The organism is Ensifer adhaerens, assembly GCF_001270265.1.
GTDB lineage: Bacteria > Pseudomonadota > Alphaproteobacteria > Rhizobiales > Rhizobiaceae > Ensifer > Ensifer adhaerens_B.
Genome location: NZ_LGAP01000007.1, coordinates 169,687 through 183,652 on the forward strand (window position 1 = coordinate 169,687; position 13,966 = coordinate 183,652).

Here is a 13,966-nt window from a genome sequence, read left to right on the forward strand (position 1 = left end):
TCGATTAGGCCGTGCACTTCGCGGGCACGGTAGCGGGGTTTACCTGCCGCGATGCCGCAGGCACGATGGTCAGGACTGCGACCACCAATGTGAGGACCAGCATCACCGTCCCGGCGTCGAAGGCGTGCGATACACGGTAAGCTGTGAGTTCCGGCCCGTTGAGGCCCGATGATCCGATAGCCGCGATGGCGATCAGCACGCTCAGCCCAACGGAACTTCCCATCTGGTGTGCGACGTTGACCGCGCCAGACGCAGCTCCGGCATCCGAATGATCCACCCGGGCAACACCGGAGGATGTCAGGGGGCTGAGGGTCAGCCCCTGGCTGATCCCGATCAGGATCATCGGCAGTGCGACGGCGGTCCAGTAGTTGGAGCCGACACCCGCACGGCTCAACCAGCCCATGGCGACGATGCCGATAAGCATCCCTACGACGAGGATCGTGTTGCGGCCGAAGCGGCGGATAAGGCGCGGGACAATGATGGCAATCGGTACGTGCAGCATCGTGGCCGGGACGAAGGCGAGACCCGTGAGCGCCGGACGGAAACCCGCGACTTCCTGCAGGTAGAGGGTGGTGAAGAAGAAGAACCCGACCATTGCCCCGAGATAGAGGACACGCGCGCCGTAGGCTCCCGAACGCTCGATATCCGAAAACAGGCGAAGCGGAAGGATGGGTTGCTGGGCACGGCGTTCAATGAGTACGAAGAAGGCAAGCAGGATGATTGAGGCGATGAGGGTTGCGATGGTGGTCGTGTCCCATCCTGCCTTGGCCGAACGGATGAAGCCGTAGACAAGCCCGCTCATGCCGACCGTCGAGGCGAGCGCTCCGGGGACGTCGAAGGCTCCGGGCCGCTTTTCCGTTTCAGGAATGTGCGTACGCGCCGCGAGGATCATTGCGATCCCGATCGGCAGGTTGATCAGGAAGCCGACACGCCACGACAGCCAGTCAGCGAGAAGGCCACCGACAATCAGTCCGAGAGTGGCGGAAACGCCAGCTGCGGCGCTGTAGAGAGACACCGCCCGGACGCGTTCCTCGCCTTCATCGAAATTGGTCTGCAGCAGGGCCAGCGTCGAGGGTGCGAGGATGGCCGAGCCTAGACCCTGGATCGCCCGCCAGGACAGCATCCACTCCGATGAATGGGAGGCTCCGATGGCGACGGAAGCCAGTGTGAAGATCGCCATGCCGACAATGAACATCCGACGGCGGCCGAGGATGTCGCCAGCCCTCGCTCCAAGGAGAAGGAAGCCACCGAAAGTGAGCGTGTAGGCACTCTGCACCCAGGCCAGCCCAGCATCTGTGAACCCGAGCTCGTGATGGATTTTCGGAAGTCCGGTCAGCACGACCGAGATGTCGAGGACGATCATCACGTAACTGATCAGGATGATCGAGAGAATCGCGGTTTTCTGCGTAGGGGAGACGGTCTGTTGTTTGTCTGGCATCGGGTGTTCCGTTCTGCGCTTGGCAAGGCCGTCCTCCACGGCGAAGCTGCGGTGTCCATGCCAGAAAGATATATTCCTTGCCGACCTTTTCGATTAGGAGCACTAATCGGGATGAAGCTATAAGGACGCCTAATGAATGCCGCAGGAGAACTTCAACGATTTGGTCGCCTTCGTCACGGTCGCCCGCGAGGAGAGTTTTACCCGGGCGGCCGTCAAGCTCGGCGTCTCGCAGTCCGCGTTGAGCCAGACAGTGCGGGGCCTTGAGGAGCGGTTGGGTCTGAGACTGCTGACAAGGACGACACGGCGCGTCTCACCGACGCCTGCGGGAGAGCGCCTCCTTCTGACGGCGGGGCCGCGGTTCGATGAAATCCAGACAGAACTGTCGGCACTCAGCGAGATGCGGGACAAACCTGCCGGAACCGTCCGGATCACGGCGGGTGAACACGCCGCGATCTCCGTTCTCGCACCCGCACTTGAAAAAATTCTTCCCAATTACCCGGACGTCAAAGTCGAGATTACCGTCGACTACGGACTGACGGACATCGTCGCGGAACGTTATGACGCGGGTGTTCGGCTTGGTGAGCAGGTCGCCAAGGACATGATCGCCATCAAGATCGGACCGGAGATGCGCATGGCCGTCGTGGGCGCGAAGTCGTATTTCCAACACAATCCGTGGCCCGAGACACCCCAGGACCTCACGGCCCACAACTGCATCCAGATTCGCATGCCGACCTATGGAAACATATTTCCATGGGAGTTCGAAAAGGACGGGCATGAGGTCAAGGTCAGGGTCGAAGGCCAGCTCGTCTTCAATAACTTGGGAATGCGTCGCGACGCCGCGCTACGCGGCCTTGGTCTGGCGTATATGCCCGAGGACCAAGTGGTGGATGAGGTCCGCAGGGGTGACTTGATCCGGGTTTTGGAAGACTGGTGCGAGCCGTTTTCGGGCTATCATCTGTACTACCCCAATCGAAGGCATACCTCTCCGGCATTTGCGGTTGTCGTCGATGCGCTTCGCTTCCGGGGATAATGCACCAGCAACGTCACCGGTTTCTGCGCCCACGTTGTGTCGTAGCCATGTTCTGTGATCGGCCAATGTTGGGCGCACGTACGGGTCAGCTGGTTGAGATCACGCGCACTGGGCGTGCTCCAATTGCGGAGGACGGCTTTATCGAATCGAAGCCAAACTGCGCGGCCTCGACGCAACGGCTACAAGCAGGACCAGATTGATGAACTCATACCTGGGAACAAATCCGTTCTCCTGTAGCAAGTACAGACAATGACAACTGTCGGCCCAAAGCCGACCTTAGCGCGCATCTGGAAGCCGACGATGCCGCCCATTCTGGGCCAGGTTCAGCATACTTGCCAATTTCATCGCGTAGTGCGCAGAGCATACGTAAAGCACGATGATCGAAGCGATGTGGAGAAAGAACCCAACGGAGGGTTGGCTGAAATCCCAGAAGTTCATCGTTATCTCGGCCATAAGTCTCGATCTGATACCGATCACGAATGAACTATGGATACCATAGGCGGCAATGGCGACGGCCAATGTGCGAAGGACAGCGGTCCTGACATTGCTCCGGTCACTGATCCGGAGCCATCCACTCGTCACGCCCATGATCATTGACCATCGCATGCCAATGTGGACGGAAACGATGATGAGCGCCCAATACGCGGCGAGCCCATGAATTTGACGGGCGCTATAGCCTCCGCTGAACGGCAGGAAGCTGAACATGCTGCGCGATATCATGAGGCTCGTCACCAGGAGCGCCAGCATAGTCGAGAGCAGAGCGACGATGACGACGATGTTGACCCATCCACGCAGGTTGTTACGGCCGCCCATCGAAGCCCTTGCATACCAACGTCGGTTGAAAGTGTTGTGGGCGATCAGCAGCGCGAACATGACCGTTCCGATGATCTCATGCGCCACGTTGCCGAGCCGATCATAGGCCAAGGCTGCCATCAGCAAGCCGCCCGCAGCGAAAGTCATGCCCAGCCGGATGGGAAGCGAGGGTGTCACGGAAGATAGTCCCGCATCCGGTCGATCGTGAACATGAAGTCATTGCTGGCCTGCGACTGATGGCACGACTCGCATCGGTCAGCAATCGCGGTCCGGTTCACCTGCTTGTCGAGGCCGAACTGTTGGAAGTGCCAGTCGCCTGTACGACGCTCTTCTTCGACGTCAAGACCCCAGTCCACGCCCTTATGCATCACGAAATAGCCCGTGAGTTTGTAGTCCGTCCAGATGCCGAGCACCAACCGGGTGCCGGCTGGCAGTGGCTTTCCGGATTTCGAGAGCTCGATCGTTTCGGGAAGAGCGAACGCTTCTTCCTTCGATGAGCCACGGTCGTAAGTCGCATAGAGGTCGAATTTGTCGAAGTCCGCGGGAAAGGTGGCGCGATTGGTGTCCGCCCTCGCTCCGACCCCAAGCGGAAGAAGGATCGTGACGGTGACTGCGATGAGGGAAATTATGCGCGTAGAGAGCATGAAGAGCCTTTCTCGGTACATTGATTTTCGGGCCAGTCATAGCCAGAGGCGGCAAGGCTTGGCCGAGCACCGCCTGGGTGCCCAGCATGACAAACGTCCTGCGGCTAGGCAGAGACGTCGACCAGTTCCATCTGCATCTCGTTCATGCGACCGCCATGTACCGTGATCTTGGAAAGGGCCGCATCGATCTCGATGAGGTCTGCAGGCGTGAGTTCCACGCGCAGCGCGCCGAGGTTCTCGTTGAGATGATCGACGTTTCGTGTGCCGGGGATCGGAACGATGAACGGTTTCCGGGCAAGCAGCCATGCAAGTGCGATCTGCGAAGGCGTCGCGCCCTTAGTCCCGGCGTACTTCTTCAGGAAATCGATGATCGGCATGTTCGCAGCAAGGCTTTCGCGGCTGAACCGCTCGAAGGTCGTGCGGAGGTCGGTCTTCGGGTCCAGCTTCGTGTTGCCATCCATCTTCCCGGTGAGGTAGCCCATCCCAACTGGCCCCCACGGAACGAAGCCGATGCCGAGTTCCTCGCAGGCAGCGAGCACACCATTGGTTTCCGGGCTTCTTTCCATCATGGAATATTCAGTCTGCACGGCGGCGACCGTCTGAACAGCGTGCGCCAGCCGGATCGTCTTCGCGCTCGGTTCGGAGAGACCGAAAAGCAGAACCTTGCCTTCCTGGATCAGGTCCTTGACCGCGCCCGCGACGTCTTCGATCGGCACGTTAGGATCGACGCGATGCTGGTAGAACAGATCGATACGATCGGTCTTGAGGCGCTTCAACGAAGCCTCGGCAACCTGCTTGATGCGCTCCGGCCGGCTGTTCAGTCCGATTGTGCCGTCGAGGGCGAAACCGAACTTTGTAGCAATCTTCACCTGATCGCGGATGGGCGCGAGTGCTCCGCCGACGAGTTCTTCACTGGTATACGGACCGTAGACTTCGGCGGTGTCGAAGAAGGTCACACCGTTGTCATGCGCCGTGCGCAGCGTCTTGATGCCCTGGGCGATGTCCGCGGGCGGGCCGTAATTGGCGCTGATGCTCATGGCTCCCGCGCCAATTTCCGAGACTTCAAGCGTTCCGAGTTTGCGGGTCTTCATATTGGTTTCCTTGGTCTGCTTGGATGTTGCGGCCCATGCCATTGACCCAAGGGGCAATGCTGCGCCAACGAGCGCGGCAGTCGTCAGGAAGTCTCGGCGGTTCAGCGCTGAGCGGCTTTCTGCGTTCGATCCGGTCGGTTCGTTTGTTTTGTGCATGATCTTCTCCTGGTTCTCACGGTCTGGCGGAGGGCGATCAGTTGCCTGGGGCGGCAACTTCGTCGAAACTCAGAGAGGTCGAGAGCTGCCGATGGGCATCGATCTGCTTCCGGAGGCTGATGATCTTTTGTTCTGCGGTGCCGATGGCATCTGCACCTGCGATGAAGCGGGCTGGCAGTTCGTCCAAATTGGTGAGCGTCAGCAAAGCCCGGGCAAGCTTGGCGGGGTCACCGGATTGCTTGCCATTGTAGGACTTCCAGAACTCCAACTGTTGTGCCCGCCGCTCGGCATAGTCCTCGATCGAGGGGACCGCGTAATTGGTCGACTCCTCGGTCAGAAGCTCGGTGCGGAAGAAACCCGGATTGACGATCATGGTCTGAATGCCGAATGGCGCGACCTCGGCCTGGATCGACTCCATCCATCCTTCAAGCGCGAACTTGGAAGCTGCATAGGCGCTTCCGAATTCGAAGCCGCCAAAACCCGCGCTCGACGATATCGAGATGATTTTTCCGGCAAGCTGTTTGCGCATGACGGGAAGGACGGCGCGGGTGACGTTCATTGGGCCGATGAGGCTCGTCAACAGTTGCATGTCCATCTGGGCGGGAGTCAGTTCCTCGAAATATCCAGCGAAGAAGCTCGCGGCGTTGTTGACCAGCACATCGATGTGGCCAAAACGTTCGACCGCCGACTTCACCGTCTGCTCGGCATCCACGGACTTGTTCACGTCGAGTTTGACGACAAGCAAGTCTGCGGGCTGTCCAATGGCCTTGGCCACCTTCTCGGGATCACGACCAGTTGCAACCACCTTGTGACCCGCCGCCAGAGCGGCCTTTGCGAAATCCAACCCCATGCCGCGCCCGGCACCTGTGATCATCCATACGTTGCTCATAGCCACATTCCTTCGTTGTCTGAAGGCAAGATAGGTCACGCGGAGAGTGCCGATTAGGCGGTATTATCTGCATGTACTTAGAAACCGCGTTTCTAAATAGGCGCTTTTGACGACAACGCCTGGTAGCGATTCCTCGGCTGCCAGGCGGCTTTCTGATGTGACTTTCCTGGAGACAGAACTGATCGAGCTGTCAGACGGCGTTGATGTGCGTGCCAAACCAGTCGAGCACGAGCTGCGGGTTCTGGCCAAAGTAGTTGTATCCCTGGAAGCGCTGATCCGTGCCTTCGATCCAGAACAGCTTCTTATCCTTCGACGAGATGGTGTCGTAGATTTCCTGGACATTGGATGGCTTGGTCAGGAAGTCATCACGAACCTGGGCGACGAGGGTCGGCACGGTAACCGCCTTGGCATATTCCATCGGCCAGACGTCCGCGAGATGAAATCCGGTCCGCTTGTGGAACGCGACGTCGAAGCGTTCCAGGCCGTTCTCGATCTTCTGGTTTTCGACCGCTGTCTGGACGAATACGCTCGGCGAGACTGGCTGCAGCGCGATCATCGCCTTGATGTGTTCGAACTCCGCCGGGTGCTTCTGCATGCCGACGATGGTTGCATTGGCTCCGAGGCAGCGGCTGTAGAGGACCGTTTTCATGTCCTTGGTGTCGGGCCTGGATTTGGCGTATCGCATCGACCCGACGACATCACGATATTCAAGGACCCCGTGGCCGTTGACGCCGCCGCTGCCCGTGCCGCTGCGGCCGTGGTTGCGCATGTCGTAGGCGATGATGTTGTAGCCTGCATCATGCAGGACCTTGTATTCCGGCAGGAAGTTCACCTCGAAGCCGCCGAAATTGGTCCACGGCTCAAGGTGGCCCGGATATCCGTAGCGATTGCAGGGCATGGGATGGTTGCAAATGATCAGGCGATCTGAATCGGCGGGAATGAACCAGCCCTCGATCGTGACGCCGTCCATCGCGGGGAAGAAGATTTCCTCGTAGTCCATGCCATACTCATGCGGCCAGCGCAGAATGGGAGTGCGGGTCGAGTGCGCCATCAGATCGGCCATGCCGTTGATAAACTCTTCTGAGTTCGTGTCGGTCACGGCCGTTGTCGCTTTCACGTCTGCGGCCTGCGCGCTGGCAGAGGCGGCGGCCATGATAGGAAGGGTGGCGAGTGCCGCGCCGGCTTTCAAAAGCTGCCGACGGCTGCTCGACGCTGCACTGTCCTGTTGAAGGGTGGTGTCACTTGGGTTGCCCATTTCCGGCTCCTTCTTGACGAGAGGTCGATGTGTGAGGGAACTTGCGGCGGCGCACGGGTCGTGATCCGCGTCGTTGCCCGTCACTGCTTGGGAGGAACGAAGCCCTCGGTGATCACGACCGAACCTTCGGTCGAGGCTACGCGAAACTTCCTTGCGGCGGTGTATTCCGGCGAGTCGTAGAACCGTTGGGCGTCCGCAACGCTCGGGAACTCGGCGATGGCCATGACGGACTGTGGCTTGCCTTCGACTGCTGTCGCATTCAGGTTGAAAACGATGACCTTGCCGCCGAACTGCGGAGCCAGCGGGCCTGCCTCTTCCATATATTTCTGGAAGCCAGCCTGATCCTTGATCGTGTAGTTGGCGATCATGTAACCGGGTGCCTGCGCATCCTGTGCATGACCAGCAGAGCCGAAAGCCAAGGCGATGGCGATCGCTGCGCCGAATACGAGTGTCTTCATGTTAGATGTCCCTTTGTGTCGATTGGCCAAGTTTCTCCGTCGGCACGATCAGGCGGATCGTGTCCCTCGGAGAAACAGAGAATGTGTGAGAAATCCGGCGGCGTTTCCGTCCAGCTTTCATGACGTGGACTGTAACTGGGATCGATCCGTGCGATTAGACGGCATAATCTGCATAAAGCTAGAAACCCCAGAGATAAATCCGTTCCGCAGTTCGAGGTGCTCTGTAGGAGGACCCACCGCGCTGTGACGGGCAGCGCATTAGTCTGCTGCGACTATCCCTTGTAGCGGAGCGCTTCGAGCAGGAGTGCGAAGGCCGGGGTGTGCTGGCGTCTGCTCGGATAGTAAAGGTGATAGCCGGAGAAGGGCTGACACCAGTCCTCCAGTACGCGCACCAGCCGTCCTTCCGCGAGGTGGTGGGACACCTGGCTTTCGAACGTGTAGGCCAACGCCAGCCCGTCGAGGGCGGCCGCTTCCAGCATTTCTCCGTCGTTGAGAATGAGCGGTCCATTAACCCGGACCTCAAGCTCGACACCGTCCCGCTCGAACTCCCATGCAAAGAGGCCGCCGCCCGTGGTCTGGCGATAGCTGGCGCAACGGTGGTCGCCAAGGTCGCGCGGTGTTTCCGGTGCCTTGTGTCTGGCGAAGTAGGACGGCGAGCCGACGACAGCCATGCGCAAATCCGGGCCGACCTTGACCGCCACCATGTCTTTCTGGACTTGCTCACCCAGGCGGATGCCCGCATCGAAGCGGCCCGCGACGATATCGGTCAGTCCTTCCTCCAGACTGATTTCGACGGAAATGTCGGGATAGTCAGGGAGAAGCTTCGACAGCACGGGCCAGAGCACGGTTTTCGCCGCATGCCGGAATGTGGTGATGCGGATCGTTCCGGCGGGTTTGTCGTGAAGCGCCGTCAGCGCCGCGAGTTCGCTGTCGATGTGGTCAAAGGCAGGCCTGAGGCCATTGAGCAATTTTTCTCCGGCATCGGTCAGCGACAGGCTCCGGGTCGTTCGTGACAGCAGCCGTACTTTGAGGCGTTCCTCCAACGTGCGGACAGCATAGCTCAATGCGGACTGGGACAGCCCCAGCTTGGCGGCGGCTCGGGTAAAACTACCTTCTTCGGCGACTGCTATAAATACGGCCAGGTCGCTGAAGTCGCCTTTTCTCATTTATCAATCCCATTTCTAACTCCATACGGATTATAGGGGCAGCGGAGTAAAGTAGCAAACTCTGCGATGGCAAACCGTGTCCCGAGAATACGATGTGGGGGTTCTCCTTTTGGCGCAGAGTTGCCATGGCACTCCACGTTTGTTGGCATTTGTTATCGAGTACAGAACTTATCCTGCCCGGTGCAATCGCGCACCGGTAACCTTGGCCTTTCCGTTTCGGGCCGCGCGCGCTCGCCGGCATCAATCGGTCAATACATACAGATCGACTTGTCTTTGCCTGTTCCGAACGTTCGTGGAGCCCAGGTATTTGAGGCCGCAATCGCTGCCCGCCGCAATCGCCGTCTCTCCGCTCAAGAGACAACTCGTGCCATACTCCTTGTTGAGGGACTCCAGCCTCTGTGCGAGATTCACGGTGTCTCCATATAGGGTGTACGACAGTCTGTCGTCGCTTCCGACGGTTCCGGCGGCCACCGGTCCACTGGCCACGCCTATGCGAAGCCTTAGCCTGTGTCCCCCGAATTCGCTTTCATCTGTAAGCCGTAGAATATCGCGCGCGGCCGCGACCGCCCGTTCAGCATGGTCGTCGACTGGCAGCGGCGCATTGAAGGACGCGACGAAAGCGTCACCCATGTAGCTGACGACCAATCCGCCATTTCCGGCGACCACCGCAGCCGTGGCCGAAAACAGTTCGTTCAGGACGGAGATGAGGACTTCGGGCGGCAGCTTCTCCGCGATGGCGGTGAACTCCTCCACGTCGGCGAACAGCAACGTGGCGTCTCGCATCTGCGGACGCAGATATCCCTCGTTACTGGCCAGTTCCTGGACAACGTGAGGGGGAACATACTTGCCGAAGATGCGCTGCATGCGGCGGCGTCCCGTTTCCGCGACGGCCCTGGCCTGTACCACATGACGTGCACGGTGAACCGCAAGAGCCGCGATCCCGGTGACCGCGCCGATGATGAGGACTTCTTGCAGTCGCGAAGCCATGCCCAAAAAGCTCGGGCTGAGGACCACCGAATAGAAGGCGTCCCTGTTGGGGGCGAGTGGAAGGTCCTCGTAGCTTAGAAAATCCCCCATGTTGAAGATAATCCAGGCAATCGAGGCCACGAGCCCCGCCACTGACCATGCTCCCGTCCAGATAACAAGCCGTGGCGAGAGAGTCAGTACCGACGCGACAATGACGATGTAGTAGAAATGAACCCTGCTTGTCAGGAAGACCAGATTTTGAGGGACGTCGTCACCACTGCTGAGAGGCGCGAATGATATGACGGCGGAGATCAACAGGGCATCCATTGCGAAGAACGCGAACCGTGCTGCGATCTCGTAGCGGGTGTCGACTGCCGCCAGCGGCAGGAGGCCAATTGCGGCGAAGAGCAAGAATAGACCAGCGATCCAGAGATTGTTCGGATAGTAGTAACCCCACAGCGCCGCTCCCGCCATCAGCGACGCTGCCACGGTCCGACCATACACCGCGAGCTTGAATCCCCTCCGCTCAGCGAATGCAAGTGCGCGGCTGGTCGGCTCGGCCAGTGTTGGCGTGCTGTTTTCCAAGACATATCTCCACGACACTTGATGTGGGCCGCCGGAGCCAGTGAAATTACTACGACGGTGCAAGCGCGCAAACTTTGAAAAATGGACGATCTTGTGGCGGCCCTCGACTGCGGAACTGCTTGAAGAATGTGCCGTCATCAGCGCCGGACCACTATTTGCGGCGTTTTGAGGTTGATGCGCCCTCCCAAACCTCGTCGATAATCTAATCAACAATTCGTGATTGATTAGGACAGCTAATAACCTCATCCGGTTTGTGACGGCTAATCCTGCCGGCTCGGTCGGGATATCGTTTCTCATCGCAATCCCGGGAAGAGCATGATGAGACACGAATTCAAAACGCTGGCGTCAGTACTGATACTTCTGCCTGGTCTGGGTGCATCGCTTCCGGCATCCGCCTCCGACGTTGCCAAACCGGAACCGCTCGTCATACAGGAGCAGGGCAGTTTCGCAGCGGGCGGCAGCGCAGTAACCACGCCTGGCACGTTCAATAACAACGCCCCGACGTCGGAAGGCCAGACGCTTCATGGCGATCATCTCTACGCCTTCTACCAGGTTCCGCAAAACCCGAAGCCCCTCCCGATCGTCATGCTCCATGGAGCGTTCCAGTCTGCCCGCAGTTGGGAGACGACCCCGGACGGACGTGAAGGTTTCCAGAACATCTTCCTGCGTCGAGGATTCCCTGTCTATCTCGTAGACCAGCCACGTCGCGGGCGAGCCGGAAACAGCACGGCGGCGGCGACGATCGAGCCGACGCCCTACGACCAACTGTTCTTCGACCAGTTCCGTATCGGCAAATGGCCCAACTACTTCGAGAACGTGCAGTTCGACCGTGATCCCGAAACGCTCGAGCAATTCCTTCGCTCCGTCACGCCGAATACGGGTCCATTTGACGCCAGGATCGTCTCCGATTCGATGTCGGCGCTGTTCGACAAGACGGGGCCTGGTGTCCTGTTCACGCATTCCCAGGCAGGGGGACCTGGCTGGCTGACGGCGATCAAGAACCCGAACATAAAGGGCATCGTGGCGCTCGAGCCTGGCAGCGGTTTCATCTTCCCGGACGGTGAGGTTCCCGCCGACATGCCCAGTGCGGCCGGCACACTCAAGGCCGAAGCCGTCCCCGCCGCGGACTTCGAGAAACTGACGCGCCTGCCGATCGTCATCTACTACGGTGACAACTTCCCAACTGAGCCGACAGCCGAGCGCGGCCAGGACAACTGGCGTGTGCGGTTGGCGATGGCCAAGCTCTGGGTTGACACGGTCAACAAGCATGGCGGCGACGCGACGCTCGTTCACCTCCCGGAGATCGGAATCAAAGGCGGCACGCACTTCCTGATGTCGGACCTGAACAACGTCGAGATAGCCGACCAGGTCTCGAAATTCCTCGCCGACAAGAAGCTCGACTGAACCCCGGACAGGCGACGTCATTGCGCTGCCCGTGATGAAAGCGACCGCAGTTCCGACATCGGAATATTCCGTCCACCAGGAGTATCGATATGAAAAACACCCCGATCAAAGCCACGATGGTGGCCGCGATGATGATCTTCTCTGCCGACGAGGCAATGTCCGACGACTATAGGAAGAATCCGTTCACCCTTGCATACGCTGGAGCGATCACGGCGAACGAGCCCGGCAAGGTCAACATCCATCCAGTACAGTACAAGCTGAACGGCGTTGATATCGCGGCGAACGTCTACACCCCCGCCGGCTACGATCCCGCCAAAACGTATCCCGCCATCGTGGTGGCGCATCCGAATGGCGGCGTTAAGGAACAGGTTGCCGGGCTTTACGCCCAGCGCCTCGCGGAGCAGGGTTATATCACGATCACGGCGGATGCGGCCTATCAGGGCGCGAGCGGCGGTCAGCCCCGCAGCGTCGACAAGCCCGCCAACCGGATCGAGGACATCCACGGCATGGCGGACTTCATCACGCGCTATGCCGGGGTCGACGCGGAGCGGCTTGGGCTTCTTGGTATCTGCGGAGGCGGTGGCTATTCATTGGCCGCTGCAGAGACCGATAAGCGGTTCAAGTCGATCGCCACACTGAGCATGTTCAATTCCGGGCGCGTCCGTCGCAACGGTTACAACGACAGCCAGCTTGACACTATCCAGGCACGCATGCGGCAAGCGTCCCTCGCACGGGCGCAGGAAGCCGGCGGCGGCGAAGTCTTGTATTCCGGCGACGCCAACCTGACGGACGAACAGATCGCCGCGCTTCCGTTCGACCTCTATCGCCAGGGCTACGAATATTACTGGAAGACGCACGCGCATCCGAACTCGACCTTCAAATACACGACGAGCAGCCTTGTGGACCTGATGCGGTTCGACGCGACCGACCAGATAGAGCTGATCGACCAGCCTCTCCTCATGATCGCCGGGAGCAAGGCCGACAGCCTTTATATGACGGAGGATGCCTTCGCGAAGGCTACCGGCACCAAGAACAAGGAAGTGTTCAAGATCGAAGGTGCGACGCACATCGAAACCTACTGGGTACCTAAGTACGTGGACGCCGCGATGAACAAGCTGACACCCTTCTACACGACCACCCTTTCGCAGGAGACGCTGGCTCAATGAAACTGAAATCGTCTTTCATCGCCATGGCAATCGTCGTTGCAGGCACAGCTCATTCTCCGGCTTTCGCCCAGGAGCAGCCATCTTCAAACCTTGAGTCGGCCAGATCGCGCACCCAGCAACTGATGGGCGGCATCGCACCCAAGCTGGCCGATCTCACCGACGATGTTCTCTATGCCGACATCTGGGAACGTCCCGAGCTTTCGAAGCGGGACCGCAGCCTCGTCACTGTCAGCGCCCTGATCGCCCTCAACCGTCCCGACCAGTTACGCTCCCATCTCATCCGCGCGCGGGACAACGGCCTGACGGAAGCCGAGCTCGTCGAAACGATTACCCACATGGCCTTCTATTCCGGTTGGCCGAGCGCGGTGTCTGCCGTCGCAATCGCCAAGGACGTCTTTGCGGAGAAGTAGGTTCATGCGCACGAAATCTGCCATCACAGTCGCCCTGGCGCTCAGTGCCACGACGGCATTCGCCGAACCCGACCGGGCCGTTTCGGTCACCCGCGCCGGATCGCAGGTTCCTACAAAGGGATCGCCCGACAACTTCACCGGGGCCGTTAAGGTGGAATCCCGCTTCCAGGCAACGCCGCCTGCGCGTGTCGGCGGTGGCCTCGTGACCTTCGAACCCGGGGCGCGAACCGCCTGGCACACCCATCCCCTCGGTCAGATCCTGATCGTTACGACTGGGTCAGGACGGGTGCAGCACTGGGGAGGTGAAATTCAAGAAATCGGGCTCGGCGATACCGTTTGGATTCCCCCCGGCGTGAAGCATTGGCACGGGGCAAGTCCGGAAGCCGGCATGTCGCACATCGCCATCTCCGAAGTGTTGGACGGAAAGTCCGTGCAGTGGCTGGAGCACGTTTCGGACAAGCAGTACGGCGGATCGGTCGATTGATCGAGGCGAAA

At 59.6% G+C, this 13,966-nt stretch carries 14 protein-coding genes; 5 read left to right on the forward strand and 9 right to left on the reverse strand.

All coding sequences use genetic code 11. The features are described from left to right. Nucleotides 1-4: 4 nt before the first annotated feature. The gene (locus AC244_RS14305) at nucleotides 5-1,438 is read right to left on the reverse strand and encodes an MFS transporter (protein WP_053249489.1); all 1,434 of its coding nucleotides are present in this window, start codon (nucleotides 1,436-1,438) and stop codon (nucleotides 5-7) included. Nucleotides 1,439-1,574: 136 nt separating this feature from the next. Here AC244_RS14305 and AC244_RS14310 point away from each other — a divergent pair, with 136 nt between their 5' ends. Continuing rightward, a complete protein-coding gene (locus AC244_RS14310; RefSeq protein WP_053249490.1) occupies nucleotides 1,575-2,468 on the forward strand; it encodes a LysR family transcriptional regulator in 894 nt (297 codons plus the stop codon). A 276-nt stretch (nucleotides 2,469-2,744) separates the two neighbouring features. On the opposite strand, the gene AC244_RS14315 is transcribed toward AC244_RS14310, so the two are convergent. The 8 genes from AC244_RS14315 to AC244_RS14350 all read right to left on the reverse strand — a co-directional run bounded on the left by AC244_RS14315 (nucleotide 2,745) and on the right by AC244_RS14350 (nucleotide 10,491). Further along, the gene (locus tag AC244_RS14315; protein WP_234716936.1) at nucleotides 2,745-3,401 is read right to left on the reverse strand and encodes a DUF4405 domain-containing protein; all 657 of its coding nucleotides are present in this window, start codon (nucleotides 3,399-3,401) and stop codon (nucleotides 2,745-2,747) included. A gap of 53 nt (nucleotides 3,402-3,454) precedes the next feature. Next, nucleotides 3,455-3,925 carry a cytochrome P460 family protein gene (locus AC244_RS14320; RefSeq protein ID WP_234716937.1) on the reverse strand — a complete coding sequence of 157 codons (471 nt, stop codon included), beginning with the start codon at nucleotides 3,923-3,925 and terminating at the stop codon, nucleotides 3,455-3,457. 104 nt (nucleotides 3,926-4,029) lie between these two features. Then, nucleotides 4,030-5,172 carry an aldo/keto reductase gene (locus tag AC244_RS14325; protein WP_082366853.1) on the reverse strand — a complete coding sequence of 381 codons (1,143 nt, stop codon included), beginning with the start codon at nucleotides 5,170-5,172 and terminating at the stop codon, nucleotides 4,030-4,032. Between the two features lie 37 nt (nucleotides 5,173-5,209). After that, nucleotides 5,210-6,061: an SDR family oxidoreductase gene (locus AC244_RS14330; protein WP_053249492.1), complete on the reverse strand. Its 852-nt coding sequence runs from the start codon at nucleotides 6,059-6,061 to the stop codon at nucleotides 5,210-5,212. A 190-nt stretch (nucleotides 6,062-6,251) separates the two neighbouring features. Next, complete coding sequence (locus AC244_RS14335; protein WP_053249493.1) at nucleotides 6,252-7,316, reverse strand: alpha/beta hydrolase family protein; 1,065 nt, start codon at nucleotides 7,314-7,316, stop codon at nucleotides 6,252-6,254. 80 nt (nucleotides 7,317-7,396) lie between these two features. Beyond that, nucleotides 7,397-7,774 (reverse strand): DUF1330 domain-containing protein, encoded by a 378-nt coding sequence (locus tag AC244_RS14340; RefSeq protein ID WP_053249494.1) that lies wholly within the window; start codon nucleotides 7,772-7,774, stop codon nucleotides 7,397-7,399. A 272-nt stretch (nucleotides 7,775-8,046) separates the two neighbouring features. Then, the gene (locus AC244_RS14345) at nucleotides 8,047-8,940 is read right to left on the reverse strand and encodes a LysR family transcriptional regulator (protein WP_053249495.1); all 894 of its coding nucleotides are present in this window, start codon (nucleotides 8,938-8,940) and stop codon (nucleotides 8,047-8,049) included. 240 nt (nucleotides 8,941-9,180) lie between these two features. Beyond that, a complete protein-coding gene (locus tag AC244_RS14350) occupies nucleotides 9,181-10,491 on the reverse strand; it encodes an adenylate/guanylate cyclase domain-containing protein (RefSeq protein WP_234716938.1) in 1,311 nt (436 codons plus the stop codon). A gap of 318 nt (nucleotides 10,492-10,809) precedes the next feature. Between AC244_RS14350 and AC244_RS14355 the strand changes: the two genes are divergently transcribed. The 4 genes from AC244_RS14355 to AC244_RS14370 all read left to right on the forward strand — a co-directional run bounded on the left by AC244_RS14355 (nucleotide 10,810) and on the right by AC244_RS14370 (nucleotide 13,955). Next, the gene (locus tag AC244_RS14355) at nucleotides 10,810-11,895 is read left to right on the forward strand and encodes an alpha/beta hydrolase (protein WP_161807867.1); all 1,086 of its coding nucleotides are present in this window, start codon (nucleotides 10,810-10,812) and stop codon (nucleotides 11,893-11,895) included. 89 nt (nucleotides 11,896-11,984) lie between these two features. Next, nucleotides 11,985-13,061 (forward strand): alpha/beta hydrolase, encoded by a 1,077-nt coding sequence (locus AC244_RS14360; RefSeq protein WP_053249497.1) that lies wholly within the window; start codon nucleotides 11,985-11,987, stop codon nucleotides 13,059-13,061. After that, nucleotides 13,058-13,471: a carboxymuconolactone decarboxylase family protein gene (locus tag AC244_RS14365; RefSeq protein ID WP_053249498.1), complete on the forward strand. Its 414-nt coding sequence runs from the start codon at nucleotides 13,058-13,060 to the stop codon at nucleotides 13,469-13,471. Before AC244_RS14360 ends, AC244_RS14365 begins: the two co-directional genes overlap by 4 nt. A gap of 4 nt (nucleotides 13,472-13,475) precedes the next feature. Further along, nucleotides 13,476-13,955, forward strand: a complete 480-nt coding sequence (locus AC244_RS14370) for a cupin domain-containing protein (RefSeq protein WP_053249499.1) — start codon at nucleotides 13,476-13,478, stop codon at nucleotides 13,953-13,955. Nucleotides 13,956-13,966 lie beyond the last annotated feature (11 nt).